The sequence below is a fragment of the Companilactobacillus futsaii JCM 17355 genome (genome assembly GCF_001435505.1).
In the GTDB taxonomy this organism is placed as follows: domain Bacteria; phylum Bacillota; class Bacilli; order Lactobacillales; family Lactobacillaceae; genus Companilactobacillus; species Companilactobacillus futsaii.
The window spans coordinates 18528-34877 of the sequence record NZ_AZDO01000137.1 but is presented as its reverse complement, the minus strand read 5'-3'; the positions used below and the strand labels follow the sequence as shown (position 1 = coordinate 34877).

The window sequence follows — 16350 nt, the reverse complement described above, 5'->3', positions numbered from 1 at the left end:
TAATACTCGGATGAACAAGGAGGCTTTTTATGAGTAACGTTTTTTTGCGCCAAGCTAAACTTGATGATTTACCAAGAATCATTGATATCATTGACAGTGCTAAGAAGACCTTAAAAGATCGAGGCGTTGATCAATGGCAACAAGGTTATCCAAATAAAGAAATCCTTGAACAAGACATTCAAGAAGGAATCAGTTTTGTTCTATTACTAAATGGCCGTGTCGTGGGTGTGGCAGCCTTACAACAAGGGTATGACAAAAATTACCAAGATATGAATTCTGGTGCATGGGATGAAGACTCCGATGTGACTTATTCAATCATTCATCGAATCGCTATTGAAGCGGATCACCAAGGAGAACATCTCAGTGCCGCGTTGATTCAACAATTGATGACGATGTCTTATTATTTAGGATATCGTGATGTGAGAATCGATACTCATCCTGACAATTTAGTAATGCAACATATCATTACTAGTAATGGTTTTGAAGAAAAAGGTACGATTACGATGGACGAAGATAAAGGTGTCAGATTGGCATATCAAATTCTTTTGAAATAAGCGTCGAAGGATTATTTTTCATATATTTGATATATAATTGAACCATAATTAACCATCGTTAAGATGGTTTTTTTAATATATTTTTCCAAGGTATTGGATATTAGGAGAATGAGAAATTGAAATTTAATAATGTTGCTAGAGGGGTGCTTTCACCTAGACCTTCAGAATTTATTTCAACTCAAACAGAGAACTTTTTGAGAAGATTAAAGCCAAGACCATTTGTCGTTGATTATATTGAAGGTGTTTATAAAAATAATGTCTTGCCAAATATCAACGATAAAACAGTAACAATTTCTGTTCTAACTGATACTCATGCCAAAGCCGTAGTCAGTGCTTCTTATTATGGAATCAATGGCATGAGGCATATAATTGAGACGAATCAAGTCAGCAATGACGTTGATATTGATCTCAATGTTCATTTGGGCGATTTGATGGATGGTAGTGATAAGCCAGAGATCAGTCGTGGACTGTTGAAGTTTGCGGTTGAAAATTATCAAGCTAGCAAGCCACCATTTTTTATCGTTGAGGGTAACCATGATGAAAATGACAAGTATGATGAACATCGCTTTTTCAAGTCAGCATCATTTCACCGAGATGATTATGATTCACTAGTAACAAAGTACGATTTTGAACAATCTGAGATTCTACGTTTGAATCCCGTTTCTAGAGTGGGTTGGTTCGATAAGGGCGATGTACGAATCGTCTTCATCGACACCAGTGATATTCCTTATATTCTTAGTAATGGTTCTAAGAAATATGACTTTAAGAAAGTTCGAGGGGTCAGAGAGCAACAATTAGAGGATTTGACCACTGTTTTGCAAAGAACTGTCGATAAACACGTAGTTGTAATGGGACATGCTAATATCATTAGTCCTTCTGGACGCAGTGCTTTGAATTTTAACGGTGACCTAGTTCAAAAGTTATTAGTCGCTTTCAATAACAAGGAAACTGGACAATTAAAAAATGAATTAACAGGAGATTTTGGAGTAAATATTCGCTATGATTTCTCTGCTACCGGCATTTCTAAGGTAACAACATATATTTGTGGTCATATGCATTATGAAAAAAACTACAAAGTTTCTGAAATTAATCATATAATATTAAATTGTTCGGCCCTTATGGGAAAGAAACACGGACTAACAACTGACTATAACAAGAAATGGGATAGACGATATAATGAAATTTCTGAATTATCAGGGTATTTCATTAATATCGACCCGAACAAACTACGCTTACAGATTTTTGGTTACGGAGCCGCAACAAGGTATGTAAGCTTTGAAATATAAGGGAGAATTATTTTATGTGTGGAATTGTCGGATTCGTTGATAAGAATATTGCAGACAAGAAGCCTGTCATCGAAGCTATGATGGAAACGATCAAGCATCGTGGTCCAAATAGTTCGGGTGAATTGGTTGAAGGTGATACAGCGTTTGGTTTTCGCCGTTTGAGTATCATCGATATCAACAGTGGTATGCAACCTATCTATAACGAAGATAGATCAAAAGCTATTATTTTTAATGGTGAAATTTACAATTACAAAGATGTAAGAAAAGATTTAAAGAAAGCTGGACATATTTTCAGTACTGAAACTGATACTGAAGTTTTGCTACACGGTTTTGAAGAATGGGGCATTGAGGGCCTCTTGAAGCGAATTCGTGGTATGTTTGCTTTTGCCATTTATGACTTGAAGACTGGTGATATTACTGGTGCTAGAGACTTCTTTGGTATCAAGCCACTTTATTATTACAATCGTGAAGGCACGTTTATTTTTGGTTCAGAAATCAAGTCCTTCTTGAAAGAACCTAATTTCAAAAAAGAATTAAATAAAGCTGCTTTGAAGCCATATTTGACTTTCCAATATTCAGCTTTGCATGAAACATTCTTTAAGAACGTCTTCAGAATTCCTGAAGGTCACTACTTTACTTATAAGAATGGTAAGTTGAGTATCAAGAAGTATTGGGATATGGAATTCAAAGAGAATCATTTGTCATTTGAAGAAACAGTTAAGAGAATTGATCGTGCAATGCATGAATCAGTTGAAGAACACTCAATCAGTGATGTGCCAGTAGGTTCATTACTTTCAAGTGGTGTAGATTCAAGTTATGTTACAGCTATTTTGAAGCCACAACATACTTATTCAATTGATTTTGATACAAGTACTTATGAAGAAGGTAGTGCTGCTAAATTATTAGCTGACAAATTAGGCCTAGAAAATACTCGTGGTATCGTAACTAAGGAAGAAGCTATCAAGTCTATTCCTTTGATTCAATATTATATGGATGAACCAGATGCCAACCCTTCATGCGTACCGCTTTACTTCCTAACTAAGTTAGCTAGTCGAGACGTTACGGTAATTCTATCCGGTGAAGGTGCTGACGAATTATTTGCCGGCTATGCCAATTATGGATTCCACTCACATTCTAAAGCTATCAGAGTCGTTGCTGAAGACTTGAAGAAATTACCTAAGGGTGTGAAATACAAGTTAGCTCACGGACTAAAGAAGATGCCAAACTTCCCAGGTCGCTTGCACTTGTATGAATCAACAGCTAAAGCTGAAGAATTCTTTATTGGTCAAGCTAAGATCTTTACTGAAAAAGAAGCTGCTGATTTAGTTAAACCAGAATTTGAAAAATCACGTTCTGTTAAAGACATCGTTATGAGAAGTTACAACAAGGTTAGTGGCTATGATGATGAAGTTAAGAAGATGCAATATCTTGATCTTCACCAATTCATGTCAAATGATATTTTGTTGAAAGCCGACCGTATGAGTATGGCTAATTCAATGGAACTACGTGTACCATTCCTAGACAAAGAAATGGCCAAAGTGGCTTCAGGTATTCCTACTAAGTATCTTTTGAACAGTAAAGATAGTAAGTATGCTTTGCGTGTTGCTGCTGAACGTGCTTTGCCAGACGAATGGGCTAAACGTGAAAAATTAGGCTTCCCAGTTCCAATTCGTGACTGGATCAAGACTAAAGAAGTTTATGAGGACTTCCGTAAGTTGTTCAGTGCTGACTTTGCCGGCGAATTCTTCGATCAAGATGCTATTTTGAAGATGCTTGATGGTTGTTATCGTGGTGAAAACGATGATCGTCGTAAGGTTTGGACAATTTATACATTCTTGATTTGGTACAAGGTTTACTTTATCGACAATGGTAAGAAGCCAGATGTTGATCCACGAGTTGTTGTGCCTGGAGAAAAAGTCGAACAAAACGCTTAAACTTAATAGAGAATAGTATTAACTAATATTGATATTAAGCTGCCGTCGTCCGTTCGGCCCTGGAAAATTGCTGGAACGCCGTGGGCACGACTTGGAGCCTTTGCTAAACCCAAAACCGGGCAAAGTCTTCAAGCTCGACCTTCCACTAAGCGATAAATCGCTAAGTGGAATTTCATGGCTGAGCATTTTCCAGGACCTCACTCCCGACTAGATAGTGATTTCTATCTTTATATAAATAACTTCAGAAAATTAATAGAAGATATTATTGAACTTTCAGTATATTGCTGCAAGTTTAGTAATATCTTCTTTTTTGTGTAGGGAAATAGGGCTTTTGCGGACGACGGCATCCTTCCCCCAATCCCCCCAATATTAAGAAAGAATAAAAATATTTCTAAAAATAATATAAAGTTTTAACAATTTGTTATAGTGTAATCGATAATTTTAATTTGGAAGTGGTTTCAGGGGATTCCAAATTATTAAATATGGGGAGGAAATATGGATACTAGTCAAGTTAAAAATATGAGTCAAATGTTTTTGAATTGCCATTCTCTAAAAAAATTAGATTTATCCAGTTTTAAAACCAAACAAGTTCAAGATATGTCCCAAATGTTTAGTGGCTGTCGTGACTTGAAAGAATTAAATATTTCCAGCTTTGATACTAGTCAAGTCACTGATATGCAAGGTATGTTCAGTGGTTGTGAAACTTTGGAGGAATTAGATCTATCTAATTTTGATACGACTAATGTCAAAGATATGACAAATATGTTCAAATCTTCAGATGAGTTGAAGTCAATCAAGTTTGGTGACAAATTTGTGGTTCCTAATCAACCTCGAGATTTGAAGATGCCAGAAAAGACTTGGATCGATATCGGGACAGGAACTAGAGATAATCCTAAACCCACGGTCGATGGCATTAATTCCAGTGAACTTTTGAGTAAAGCTGATAAAGGCAGATGGATCGTTAAGCCGGATGAGGAATATCATGGTCCGATGACGGTCAAAATCAATAATAATCTCAGTGATGACTTAGTTGTTGAAGTACCAGAAGCTATTCAGCCAGAATTTGTTGGCAGTACTTTTGAATTGCAAATCCCGCAAAAGACAGGCTACAAAACTGCTAAGAAGACGATTCAAGTAATGGCTTTAAAAAATAAGCTTTCTAGTAAAGATATCGTTACCTATACACCGGTAAAAACTAAGGTTCAAACTCAAGGGATGGTCGAAGATTTCAACGAAGAAATAACTGTTTATCCAGATCTTGAATTTGCTCAAGTCTTTGATGATAACGAAGAATTGACAGATGATAAGAATTTTGTCGGAGGTAAGACTTGGTTAAGTAAAAAACTTTGGGTAATTGATGGTCAAAAGTATTATCAAGCTGATGATCATAAGTGGATCAAGGCTACAGAAGTTTTTGAATGCAAAAAAATCGATGCAATTTTGAAAACTAAAGATGTTGTTATTACTAATTTAGTTGATTGTCGAATGGACACATTAACCAATCGGGGCTTAGGCGCATTGAGTACTTGGAAAGCACAAAATCTTGCTTATTTGAATCATCATAAGTATTATCAAATTAATGAGAATGAATTTGTCGATGCTGAAAAAGTTGACGTTGTTAATTAATAAGTAAAAGGGACATTGTTAGAATTGCGAAAACGATTGCGGTCTTAATAATGTCCTTTTGACCACTTTTTTTCAGTAAATCATGTTAAGATAACGCATGTGTGACGGATACAAAATAAGTTAATATTGGCGTTATGACGTTACTATGAATCGAAAAAATTGTTAAATATTGATATTAGTTTAAAATATCACAAAATCAATTTAAGACTGTGGTTGAGCTATTTATTCTCAATAATTTAAGAAAAGAATAAGCCTGAATAATTAAATGTATAAGCTTGTCTCGTTGTGATAAATTGATTATGGTATAATTTTGTTTGAAATGTGTGAAAAATTAAAAATAGAATTAATATAGTAAGAGGTTGATCCCTATCGAAACTGAATCAGGAAAAAAATTCACGCCTATCTTATTAGGTAGTGATATGAATGTTTACGGAATGGCTCGTGCTTTCCATGAACTTTATGGGGGCACTGTTAAGGCCTATGCCGATATCCAATTGGCACCTACAAGATATACAAAAATCTTAAGCTTAACTCTTCACCCAGGATTTTCTGAAGACCCTGTTTTTATTGAAAAAATGCGTGAGATTGCTAAAGAGTACCAAAACCATGAAGAACCAGTTATTTTGATTGGTTGTGGGGACGGTTATGCGGAACTCATTAGTAAGCATAAAGAAGAATTATCTAAGACTTTTGTCTGTCCATATGTCGATTACGATTTATTAAAATCATTGAATAATAAAGAGAGCTTCTATCGTGTTGCGGATAAGTATGGTTTGCCACATCCACTAACAAAAATCATCACTAAAGATATGTATGAAAACAAAAAGGACTTAGATGTTCCTTTTGATTTTCCAGTGGCTTTGAAGCCAGCTAATAGTGTTGAATGGTTGGATATTCATTTTGAAGGTCGTAAAAAGGCTTTCACAATTCACTCTCAAGATGAGTATATGAGTATCGTAGGTAAGATTTATGATAATGGTTATAAATCTGACTTAATCCTTCAAGATTTTATCCCCGGTGATGATTCCAACATGCGTGTTTTGAATGCTTACGTTGATCAAGATCGTCACGTGAAGATGATGTGCTTAGGACATCCAATTTTGGAAGATCCTACACCACAATCGATTGGTAATTATGTGGCTATTATTCCAGAATTTAATCAGGACGTTTATGATCGTGTACAAAAATTCCTTGAAGATATCGAATTCACAGGATATGCTAACTTTGATATGAAGTATGACTCTCGTGATAAGACTTTCAAGTTCTTTGAGATCAACTTGCGTCAAGGTAGAAGTAGTTTCTTTGTTACATTGAATGGCTACAATTTGGCCAAATATGTTGTTGAAGATTATGTTGAAGGAACTTTAGAGAACGAACCAACAGTTTATGCCAACAAGAACAAAGCTCAACATAAGTTATGGTTGGGTGTTCCTGTTAAAGTCTTCAACAAATATGCTGCTAAAAATGATGCCACTAAGTATGCTGACGAATTGATCAAACAAGATCGTATCGGAACAACAGTTTTCTATGACAAAGACAAATCATTTAAACGTTGGTTACTATTGACTTACATGTTCCACAACTATGTAAAGAGATTCGACAAGTACTTCCAAGAAAATAAAGGACGAGACTTTAAATAACTGGAGGAATTATAGATGGATGAATTAAGAGATTACAAAGTTGAAAGAGTAGACTATTCCAGAATCATGATTTGCGTAGATTCAGATGATTTTACTTCATCAAAGAACGCTTTTAACTATGCATGTACTATGGCAAGGCATCATAGTTCAGAACTAGGGATCGTATCAGTTTTGGAAACAGGGGACCTAAACATTTTTCAATCTCTCGATCCAGATGTATTAAAAGATCGTCGTGAACAAATCAAAAAGTTATTAGCCATATATGGCGAAAAAGCTAAAGAATATGGAGTTAAAGATATTCATTTGATGGTAACTGAAGGAAATCCTGCAACTACTATCGTTGATGAAGTAATTCCAAGCTTCAAACCAGGCTTAGTAATTGTTGGTGTTGAAGAAAAGAACCGTGGTCGTAATACTATTGGTTCTCAAGCTTCTAAGATTGTCAGTAACGCTAAATGTTCGGTTAGTGTTATTAGATAGAGAGTTTTATAAAAGTGAACAACAAATAGTGGACATATCGATCAGATAGTCCACTATTTTTGGATAAACATAATTTTTTTAATAGAATCTAAAGAGTGATATAGTAGTTTCTAAAATTAAAAATTCTTTCTAAGCGGTGGTTAGTAGTAAAGTACCGTCGTCCGTTCGGCTTTGTGGACGCTGGAACTGGGCACAACTTTAAGCCAATTCCAAAACCGGGAACTGTCTTAAAGCTTGGCCTTTCACTAAGTGATAAATCGCTAAGTGAAATTTCAGTACTGAGCATCCACAAAGCTGCTACTACCGACTAGATAATGTTATTTATTATTTATTTCAAATAATTAAGAAATTAAAAAATAGAATTTCTATCTAGTCCGGAATAGCAAAGAAAATTGGCTCAGTAGTGAAATTATTCTAAGCAACTTGTTGCTTAGAATAAGGCCGAGCTTGAAGACTTTGCCCGAACTTGGGCTTAGCAAAGGCTCCAAGTCGTGCCCACTACGTTCCAGCCAAATTTTATTTGCTATGGAGGACGGAATTTTACGCTAATCAATCTTAAAAAAGAATCAAAAATAAATGGCGGTGAATTGTATTGTTAATGAGTAAAGTTATCGGTGGCGCAGGGGACATGATTGATGCTAAGCCAGCCGATTATAAAGATAATTTGTACTTGGCTGTCAATGGTGCTTGGCAAGAAAAAGCTAAGATCCCAGCTGATAAGTCACGTACAGGTGGATTTATGGACCTTGATGAGGGTGTTGAAAAGTCATTAATGAAAGACTTCCATGAATTTGCAAACGATGAAAATAAAATTCCAGATGAATTGATGTTACAAGCGGTGAAATTGTATCGTTTGGCCAACAATGTTGATCATTTGAGCAAGTTTCATCAACAACCAATTCTAAAAGATATGCAACGAATCAATGATTTAGAGAGCTTGGCTGATATTAGTAAAGATATTGCTTCACTTTCTAAAAATGGTTTTCCCTTGCCAATCGATATCGGTGTTGAAGCTGATATGAAGGATACTTCTAAAAATGTCGTTTACGTTGCTGGTGCAGGATTGATTTTACCTGACAAAACGTATTATGACGAAGGCAATGAATCTGGAAAAGCTTTGTTAGCTAAGTATGGTGAAGTTGCTGGACGTTTGCTTTCAATGATTGGCTACAAACTAGAAGACGCTAAAGAAATCGTTGAAAAGGCCATAGCTTTTGATAAGTCATTAGTTCCAATCGTAAAGAGTTCTGAAGAATGGGCTGACTATACTAAAGTTTACAATCCAATGGATTTTGATGAATTTGTTAAGAAATCCAACAAGTTGGACTTGAAGAGTTTAGTGGTTGACCAAATTAATGACACACCAAAGAAAGTTATCATTGAAGAACCAAGATATTTGGACAATTTGAATAAATTAGTTAACGATGATACTTTTGAAAATATCAAGTCTTGGATGATGGTCAAATTCTTAACTAAGAACGCCTCAATCCTTGATGAAGAATTCCGTCAAACAATCGGTGAATACAATCTAGCTTTGAGCGGTGCTAAAGAACTTCAAAATAGAACTAAGTACGCTTATAATTTTGCTGCTGGTATTTTCTCACAAGTTGTTGGTACTTATTACGGTAAGAAATACTTCGGTGAAAAGGCTAAAGAAGACGTTCGTAGCATGGTTGAAAAGATGATTTCAATTTACGAACAACGCCTTTCAGAAAATACTTGGTTGAGTGAAGATACTAAGAAAAAAGCTATTGTTAAACTAGATAAGATTGTTATCAAAGTTGGTTTCCCCGACAAAATTGACGATCTTTACAGCAAATTTGAAATCAATGAAAATGATTCCTTGTACGATAACGTTTCTCGAATCAGAAAAATTGTTGCTCAAGATGCTTTAGATCAATATCATAAGCCGGTTGACCGTACTAAATGGTTGATGCCAGGACACATGGTTAACGCATGTTACGATCCATCAAGAAATGACATCACTTTCCCAGCTGCAATTTTACAAGCACCATTTTACAGTTTGGACCAAACAAGTAGTGAAAACTTTGGTGGAATTGGTGCTGTTATCGCTCATGAAATTTCTCATGCCTTTGATAACAATGGTGCTCAATTCGACGAATACGGTAATATGAATAATTGGTGGACTAAAGACGATTACGCTAAGTTCAAGGAATTGACTAAGAAGATGATTGAAGAATTCGATGGTATTCCTTACGCTGGTAGTAAAGTTAACGGAACATTAGTTGTCAGTGAGAATGTAGCCGATGTTGGTGGACTTCGTTGTGCTCTTGAAGCTGCTAAAAAAGAAAACGACTTTGATGTAAAGAAATTCTTCATCAACTGGGCTCGTGTCTGGAGAAACAAATCAACTAAGCAATTAACAGAAATGTTCTTGTCAATTGATGTCCACTCACCAGCACCACTTCGCGCTAACGTAATGGCACAAAACATGGATGAATTCTACGATGCCTTTGATGTAACAAATCAAGATGGTATGTGGTTAGATCCTGATAAACGTGTAAATATTTGGTAGAAATAATTTAAAAGCAAACTTCTGAGAAAGGAAGTTTGCTTTTTTTATGAATTAATTTATATGTTTTTACCTTAATGATGTATTCGTTTTCCTTTATAATATTATTATCGAGGAAAGGTGAGGATAATGGCATATATTGAAGTCAGGAATGAATCAAAGCGATATCAAATGGGAGAGACGACTATTTATGCGAATGATAAGCTCTCCTTTGATGTCGAACAAGGAAAACTGACAGTTATTCTAGGACCTAGTGGTGCTGGTAAATCGACTGTTTTAAATATTTTGGGTGGCATGGATACACCTAGTGAAGGTCAAGTAATCATTGATGGGACCGATATTGCTCAATTCTCTGAACGAGAACTAACAACTTATCGCCGCAATGATGTTGGTTTTATTTTTCAATTTTATAATTTAATACCTAATTTGACGACCAAAGAAAATGTGGAACTAGCTTCAGCCATTGTTAAAGATGCTCTGGATGCATCCGAAACTTTACGAGCAGTTGGTTTGGGAGATCGAATCGACAACTTTCCATCTCAGTTATCTGGTGGAGAACAGCAACGTGTGGCTATTGCTAGAGCTTTGGCCAAAAATCCTAAATTATTACTTTGTGATGAACCTACAGGAGCACTGGATTATCAAACTGGTAAGCAAGTTTTGACTTTATTGCAGAATGCTAGTTATTTGGACAATAAGACTGTTATCGTCATTACTCACAATTCGGCTTTAGCAAAAATGGCTGACCGGGTCATTCGAATTCACGATGCCAAAGTCCAATCAATTGAAGATAATCCTAATCCTATGCCTGTCAAAGACATCGAATGGTAGGTGATAGTTAGATGAAACCATTATCTAAAAATATGATTCAAGAAATCAAACATTCAAAAGGTCGTTTTATCGCTATTATCTTGATCATCATGCTAGGAGTTTTGATTTTTGTCGGTGTCAAAGCGGCCGGTCCTAGTTTGAATGATTCGTTGAATAAGACGGTTGCGGATAAGAATTTATCGGATATCCAAGTTTTATCGACGACTGGTTTTAATCAAACGGATGTTGATTTAGCTAAAAAGGTCCCTGGGGCACAAGTTGAAGCTACTAAATTCAAATACGTTATCGGGGGTAGAAGTAAAGTTGCCATAGCGTTATATGGCTATGATGAAAAAGCTAAACAAAATCAATTGATCATGCGAAGTGGTCGCTTACCTAGAAATAGTAATGAAATTGTTTTAGATAAAAATGCTAAAAATAAATACGACTATAAATTGGGACAAACATTCAAATTTGCTAAAGATGCTGCTTTGAAGAAACGTTCTTACAAAATTGTTGGCTTTGCGGATTCTCCACAGTATATCGATAACCAATCACGTGGGGCGACGAATATCGCTGACGGGCAGGTGCAATTGTTTGCTTATGTACCAGAGAATCAATTAGATATGTCCGTTGGAACGTTGCTGAATCTGCATTTTAATTCATTGAAGGATAAAAATACTTTCAGTAAAGACTACAAAAAAGCAGTTAATAAAAAATTAAGATTGTTGAAACATGAGTTTAAAGGTCGCAGTGCTCAACGAACCCGAGAAGTTGCTGGCACCTATTTGAAACAGATCAATAGTCAAAGGCAACAATTGGACCCTTTAAAGGCCGCTGATCCTCAAGCATACAGTGAACAGTTGGCTAAATTGAATACTGCTAAGATTAAGATTTTGAAACAGTCTAAGACCTCTTACACTTGGCAAACGCGTGAAGATTTATCAGGATTTTCAGCTTACGGAGAAAGTTCTGATCGAATCGCTGCTATCGCTAATGTGTTCCCAGTCTTCTTCTTCCTAATAGCGGCATTGATTACTTTTACCACAATTACAAGAATGGTCGAAGAAGCTCGTAGTGAAATTGGTACTTTTAAAGCCCTCGGCTACACTAAATGGGAAATTTCACGTAATTATTATTACTATGCAATATCAGCCGGCTTGATTGGGGCAATATTGGGATCACTTATTGGTAATGAAACTTTGCCACGAATAGTTCTCGCTTTGTATAAGCAATATATTGCTTTAGATTGGGTCGTTGACTTGCAGTGGTGGGTCATTTTGATTGCAGCAATATTCTCATTATTAGCTACTTTAGGTGCTGCCATAATTGTTATTAAAAAGGAACTTGTCGCAGGACCTGCTGCTTTGATGCGCCCAAAGAGTCCTAAGTCTGCTAAGAAGATTTTGTTGGAACGGATCAAACCACTTTGGAATCATTTGAGTTTTAATAGCAAGGTTAGTTATCGTAATTTATTCAGATTCAAATCCAGAATGTTTATGACAATTATCGGAATCGCTGGTGGAACGGCCTTGATTTTGACTGGTTTTGGGATTCAAAATTCTATTTCAGCCAGTGGTAATCGTCAATATTCAGAAATATTTGATTATCAAGCAGTCGTAAAGTTAAACGATAATAAAAATCTAAGTAAAGTTAGAAAGATTTTGAATAAAAATGATCAATATAAAAGCAGTACTGTTATTAATTCCACAACTGCTAAGTTGAAAGCCAATAAGCAACAAGTTAATGATGTTAACGTTTATACGCCTAAGTCGATCAAAAGCTTTGATAAGTATGTTCATTTAGAAACCAATTTACAGAAGCATCAAGTTGTTCTCTCTAAGAAGACAGCTCAATTATTAGAAGTAAAAAAAGGCGATACAGTTCATCTTAATGTAACGAATGGTAAAAAAGTTACGGTCAAAGTAAAAGCTATCACGCAAAACTTTATCGGACATTTCATTTATCTCAGTCCTGATATGTATCAAACGACTTTTGGTAAGCAAGCATCTGGTAATACTTTATTGTTGCATTTGAAATCACAAACTGAAAAGCAACGTAAAAATCTGGCCAATAAATTGTTAGATTCTGGTGAAGTCATGGGTACTAGTTATACGCATGATACCTTAAGTACGGTTTCAAAAATGTCATCGTCTTTGAAACCAATTATCTTGATTTTTGTTCTCTTATCAGGAATTCTTTCATTTGTTGTTTTGTATAATTTGACCAACATAAATGTTTCCGAAAGAATCAGAGAATTGTCGACAATCAAGGTCTTAGGCTTTTATAATAATGAAGTGACAATGTACATCGTGCGTGAGAATATCATTTTGACAATTGTTGGTATCGTTGTCGGTTATGGTGTCGGTAACTTGTTGACAGCTTACATTTTGAACCAAGCAGCTACGGAACAAGTTATCTTTCCATTGACTATCAGTTGGTTTGGATATTTGGTAGCAACGTTATTGATGATTGTCTTTACTGCAATTGTCATGCTGGTAACGCATAAGAAATTGCAACACATTGATATGATTGGTGCATTGAAATCTAATGAATGATTGAGGGTATTAGAATGAGTTTAGAAAATGATAAAGTCTTAGTTATCGGTGGTACTTCAGGTTTTGGTAAAGAAGTTGCCATCAAAGCTCAACATAGAAAAGCTGAAGTGTATGTTATTGGACGTGATCAAGCTCGAGTTAATGAAGTTAGATATGACGATGATATCCAAGGTAGTTCATTAGATGCGCAAGATCCTAAACAACTTACTCGTTTTTTTGAAAAATACGGTTCATTTGACCACATAGTTTCCATGTTAGGTGGAGCTATGGGTGGGGGCTTTTTGGACAGTCCAGTTGAAGAAATTCGTAAAGCTATCGAAGATAAATTCTTTGCCAACTTACAATTAGTCCAAATCGCCAGTAAGAATTTACGCAAGAATGGCTCGATTATTTTGACTTCTGGCTCTGGTGGTCATCCGTATGACGCCTCTGGTGCTATTATTGGTAACCAAGCCATCAATACGATGGTTGAAGGTGTAGCAGTTGAATTAGCCCCAAATAATCGAATCAATGCTGTCTCACCAACTTGGACTCCAACTGGTTTATGGCGTGATATGAATTCTAAGCAGTTAGCTAAACAAGAAGATAATGTGGCAGAAAACGTCCCATTAGGTAGAGTTGCCAAAATCGATGAGGTCGCATCTGCTTATATTTACTTGATGGAAAATGATTTTATTACCGGTCAAGTTCTTAAAGTCGACGGTGGCGTAGATTTGTAGTTAATGTGTTATACTTAAAGTCAACTTTAAGTGGAGGATGATGAAATGCCAGTAAAAATTGATAAAAAATACCGTATCGGTGATTTTTCTGAGATAGTCGGCTTAAACAGCCCCACATTGCGTTATTACGAAAAAGAAGGATTGATTAGACCACATCGTAATGAAAGTGGTATCCGTTATTACACTGAACAAGACGTCCGTTGGGTCAAATTCTTATTGCATCTCAAAAGTACTGGGATGTCGATCGATCAATTAAAGCGTTACGTTCAATTGCGTGCTCAAGGTGATTCAACTATTAACCAACGAATCGAATTGTTAGAAGAAGTTCGTCGTAATTTTGAGGTTGAGTATCAGAGACTGCAAGATGGTTGGACGATTCTTAACGATAAGTTGGATTGGTACAAGGGTAAACAAGGCGGACACATTGAAGACAGTGAAAGCTTTTCTGAGTATTTGAAGAATTTGAATCATGGGTATTTGGAAGATAGATAGTTTTTATGATGTCGGCTAGATTGTAGTTATATAAATTATTTAAAAAATTAATAGAGGATGTCACTAGAATTGCAGTATGTTGCTGTAATTCTGGTGACATCCTTTTTGTCTTGCTGAGACAAAATAATTTAGAGCTATCCCTTGACTTAAAGTCAACTTTAAGTTGTTTAATAAGATTATCGACTTAATGAACGGAGGAATAAAAATGGCAGAAAAACAAACAGCCGGACGTGACAATTTGGGAGAATTTGCTCCTCAATTTGCGGCTTTAAACGATGATGTATTATTTGGTGAAGTTTGGAGCAAGGAAAATGAACTTTCAGCTCATGATCGTTCAATGATCACTATTGCCAGCATCATTTCAGCAGGAAATATTGAACAATTAGATGCCCATTTAAAGATTGGCAAAAAGAACGGTATCACTAAAGATGAAATCGTAGCAGAAATTACACATTTATCATTTTATGCCGGTTGGCCTAAGGCTTGGAGTGCATTCAACCGTGCAAAAGAAATTTGGAAGGAAGATTAATTATGGCTAAGTATGAAGAATTAAAAAATGGTGGAGTTTTCCCCGTCGGAGATAAGAACGTTGATTACGCAAAATATTTTATTGGACAAAGTTATTTAGATAGCTTAGTAAAACCTGAAGATAATATTGATTTTGGAATCGGCAATGTTACTTTTGAACCAGGTTGTCGTAATGACTGGCACATTCACCACAATGGTTTCCAAATCCTTTTGGTTACAGGTGGCGAAGGCTGGTATCAAGAATGGGGCAAAGATGCTCAATTATTGAAACAAGGTGACGTTGTCGTTATCAAAGAAGGCGTTAAACACTGGCATGGTGCTACTAAAGATAGCTGGTTCAGTCACGTTGCTATTACTAAAGGAAATTCTGAATGGCTTGAAAAAGTTACTGATGAAGAATACGACAAGTTATAGAATGTAATCGATACCAAATTATCATTTAACCTACGGAATAAATGTAATATCATTAAAGTAGGGGTGATTTGAATGGATCAAGATTATAAAACAATCCTGAAAAGATTCAAAGATGAGGTAACGAGTGAAAATCCACTTTCAAAAGTAGAACAAGAATTGACTATTATTAGTGCCTTAACTGTTCTGCAAGCTAATGATGATTTAAAGGAACATTTTTCAGTCGCTTTGAATACAGTATCGGTTGATTTGATTCGTGAGGTAGTTTATCAATTAAGTCCGGCAATCGGTTCAAGCAAAGTTAAAAATGCACTGAAAATTTTAAATACAGTAACAAAAAAAGATGGACAACATTTTGCGATTCCAGAGGATACTTATAAAGCTGGATTAGAATTTCAAAAGCCACTTTATGGAAATGAAATTAAAGACTTAATGGCAGATTTGCCAGCTAATGCCGGTAAATTATTGCCAGAATGGCTCACAAAGAACTTTTTCGGCGATTACTATACTAGAGGTGCTTTACCAGTCAAAGATCGTGAAAGATATTTGCTGGCGGCTCTGATTACGATGAATGTCGATTTTCAAATTAAGGCGCATGCTTTAGGTAGCTTGAAGGCCGGTAATTCCGAATCAGAGTTAATCTGGACGGCTTTAACTTTGTTGCCTTATATTGGTTTTCCACTAGTAATTAATTCAGTACAAAAGATTCATCAAGCAAATGAATAATGTAAATTAGGCTGTAAAAACAGTCTATTTTTTTACATTTTTTTTACATTAAA

At 35.7% G+C, this 16350-nt stretch carries 14 protein-coding genes; all 14 read left to right on the top strand.

All coding sequences use genetic code 11. The features are described from left to right. Positions 1-29 precede the first annotated feature (29 nt). Positions 30-554: a GNAT family N-acetyltransferase gene (locus tag FC88_RS10185; protein WP_057815270.1), complete on the top strand. Its 525-nt coding sequence runs from the start codon at positions 30-32 to the stop codon at positions 552-554. A gap of 116 nt (positions 555-670) precedes the next feature. Further along, positions 671-1840 (top strand): metallophosphoesterase family protein, encoded by a 1170-nt coding sequence (locus FC88_RS10180; protein ID WP_057815269.1) that lies wholly within the window; start codon positions 671-673, stop codon positions 1838-1840. A 14-nt stretch (positions 1841-1854) separates the two neighbouring features. Continuing rightward, positions 1855-3774: an asparagine synthase (glutamine-hydrolyzing) gene (asnB, locus tag FC88_RS10175; protein WP_057815267.1), complete on the top strand. Its 1920-nt coding sequence runs from the start codon at positions 1855-1857 to the stop codon at positions 3772-3774. A gap of 495 nt (positions 3775-4269) precedes the next feature. Next, positions 4270-5400, top strand: coding sequence for a BspA family leucine-rich repeat surface protein (locus FC88_RS10170; protein WP_057815265.1), 1131 nt, complete (start codon positions 4270-4272; stop codon positions 5398-5400). 419 nt (positions 5401-5819) lie between these two features. Further along, positions 5820-7040, top strand: coding sequence for a carboxylate--amine ligase (locus tag FC88_RS10165; RefSeq protein WP_057815388.1), 1221 nt, complete (start codon positions 5820-5822; stop codon positions 7038-7040). Between the two features lie 15 nt (positions 7041-7055). Then, complete coding sequence (locus FC88_RS10160) at positions 7056-7520, top strand: universal stress protein (RefSeq protein ID WP_057815262.1); 465 nt, start codon at positions 7056-7058, stop codon at positions 7518-7520. A 598-nt stretch (positions 7521-8118) separates the two neighbouring features. Beyond that, positions 8119-10056, top strand: a complete 1938-nt coding sequence (locus FC88_RS10155; protein ID WP_149029784.1) for a M13 family metallopeptidase — start codon at positions 8119-8121, stop codon at positions 10054-10056. 126 nt (positions 10057-10182) lie between these two features. Next, positions 10183-10884 carry an ABC transporter ATP-binding protein gene (locus FC88_RS10150; RefSeq protein WP_057815260.1) on the top strand — a complete coding sequence of 234 codons (702 nt, stop codon included), beginning with the start codon at positions 10183-10185 and terminating at the stop codon, positions 10882-10884. Positions 10885-10895: 11 nt separating this feature from the next. Continuing rightward, positions 10896-13421, top strand: a complete 2526-nt coding sequence (locus tag FC88_RS10145) for an ABC transporter permease (RefSeq protein ID WP_057815258.1) — start codon at positions 10896-10898, stop codon at positions 13419-13421. Positions 13422-13435: 14 nt separating this feature from the next. Beyond that, positions 13436-14140, top strand: a complete 705-nt coding sequence (locus tag FC88_RS10140; protein ID WP_057815255.1) for an SDR family oxidoreductase — start codon at positions 13436-13438, stop codon at positions 14138-14140. Between the two features lie 45 nt (positions 14141-14185). Further along, positions 14186-14632, top strand: a complete 447-nt coding sequence (locus FC88_RS10135) for a MerR family transcriptional regulator (protein ID WP_057815253.1) — start codon at positions 14186-14188, stop codon at positions 14630-14632. A 205-nt stretch (positions 14633-14837) separates the two neighbouring features. Continuing rightward, positions 14838-15161: a carboxymuconolactone decarboxylase family protein gene (locus tag FC88_RS10130; protein WP_057815251.1), complete on the top strand. Its 324-nt coding sequence runs from the start codon at positions 14838-14840 to the stop codon at positions 15159-15161. Between the two features lie 2 nt (positions 15162-15163). Further along, on the top strand, positions 15164-15574 hold the full coding sequence (locus FC88_RS10125; protein WP_057815250.1) for a cupin domain-containing protein: 411 nt from the start codon (positions 15164-15166) through the stop codon (positions 15572-15574). Positions 15575-15646: 72 nt separating this feature from the next. Next, the gene (locus FC88_RS10120; RefSeq protein WP_057815248.1) at positions 15647-16297 is read left to right on the top strand and encodes a carboxymuconolactone decarboxylase family protein; all 651 of its coding nucleotides are present in this window, start codon (positions 15647-15649) and stop codon (positions 16295-16297) included. Positions 16298-16350: the final 53 nt, after the last annotated feature.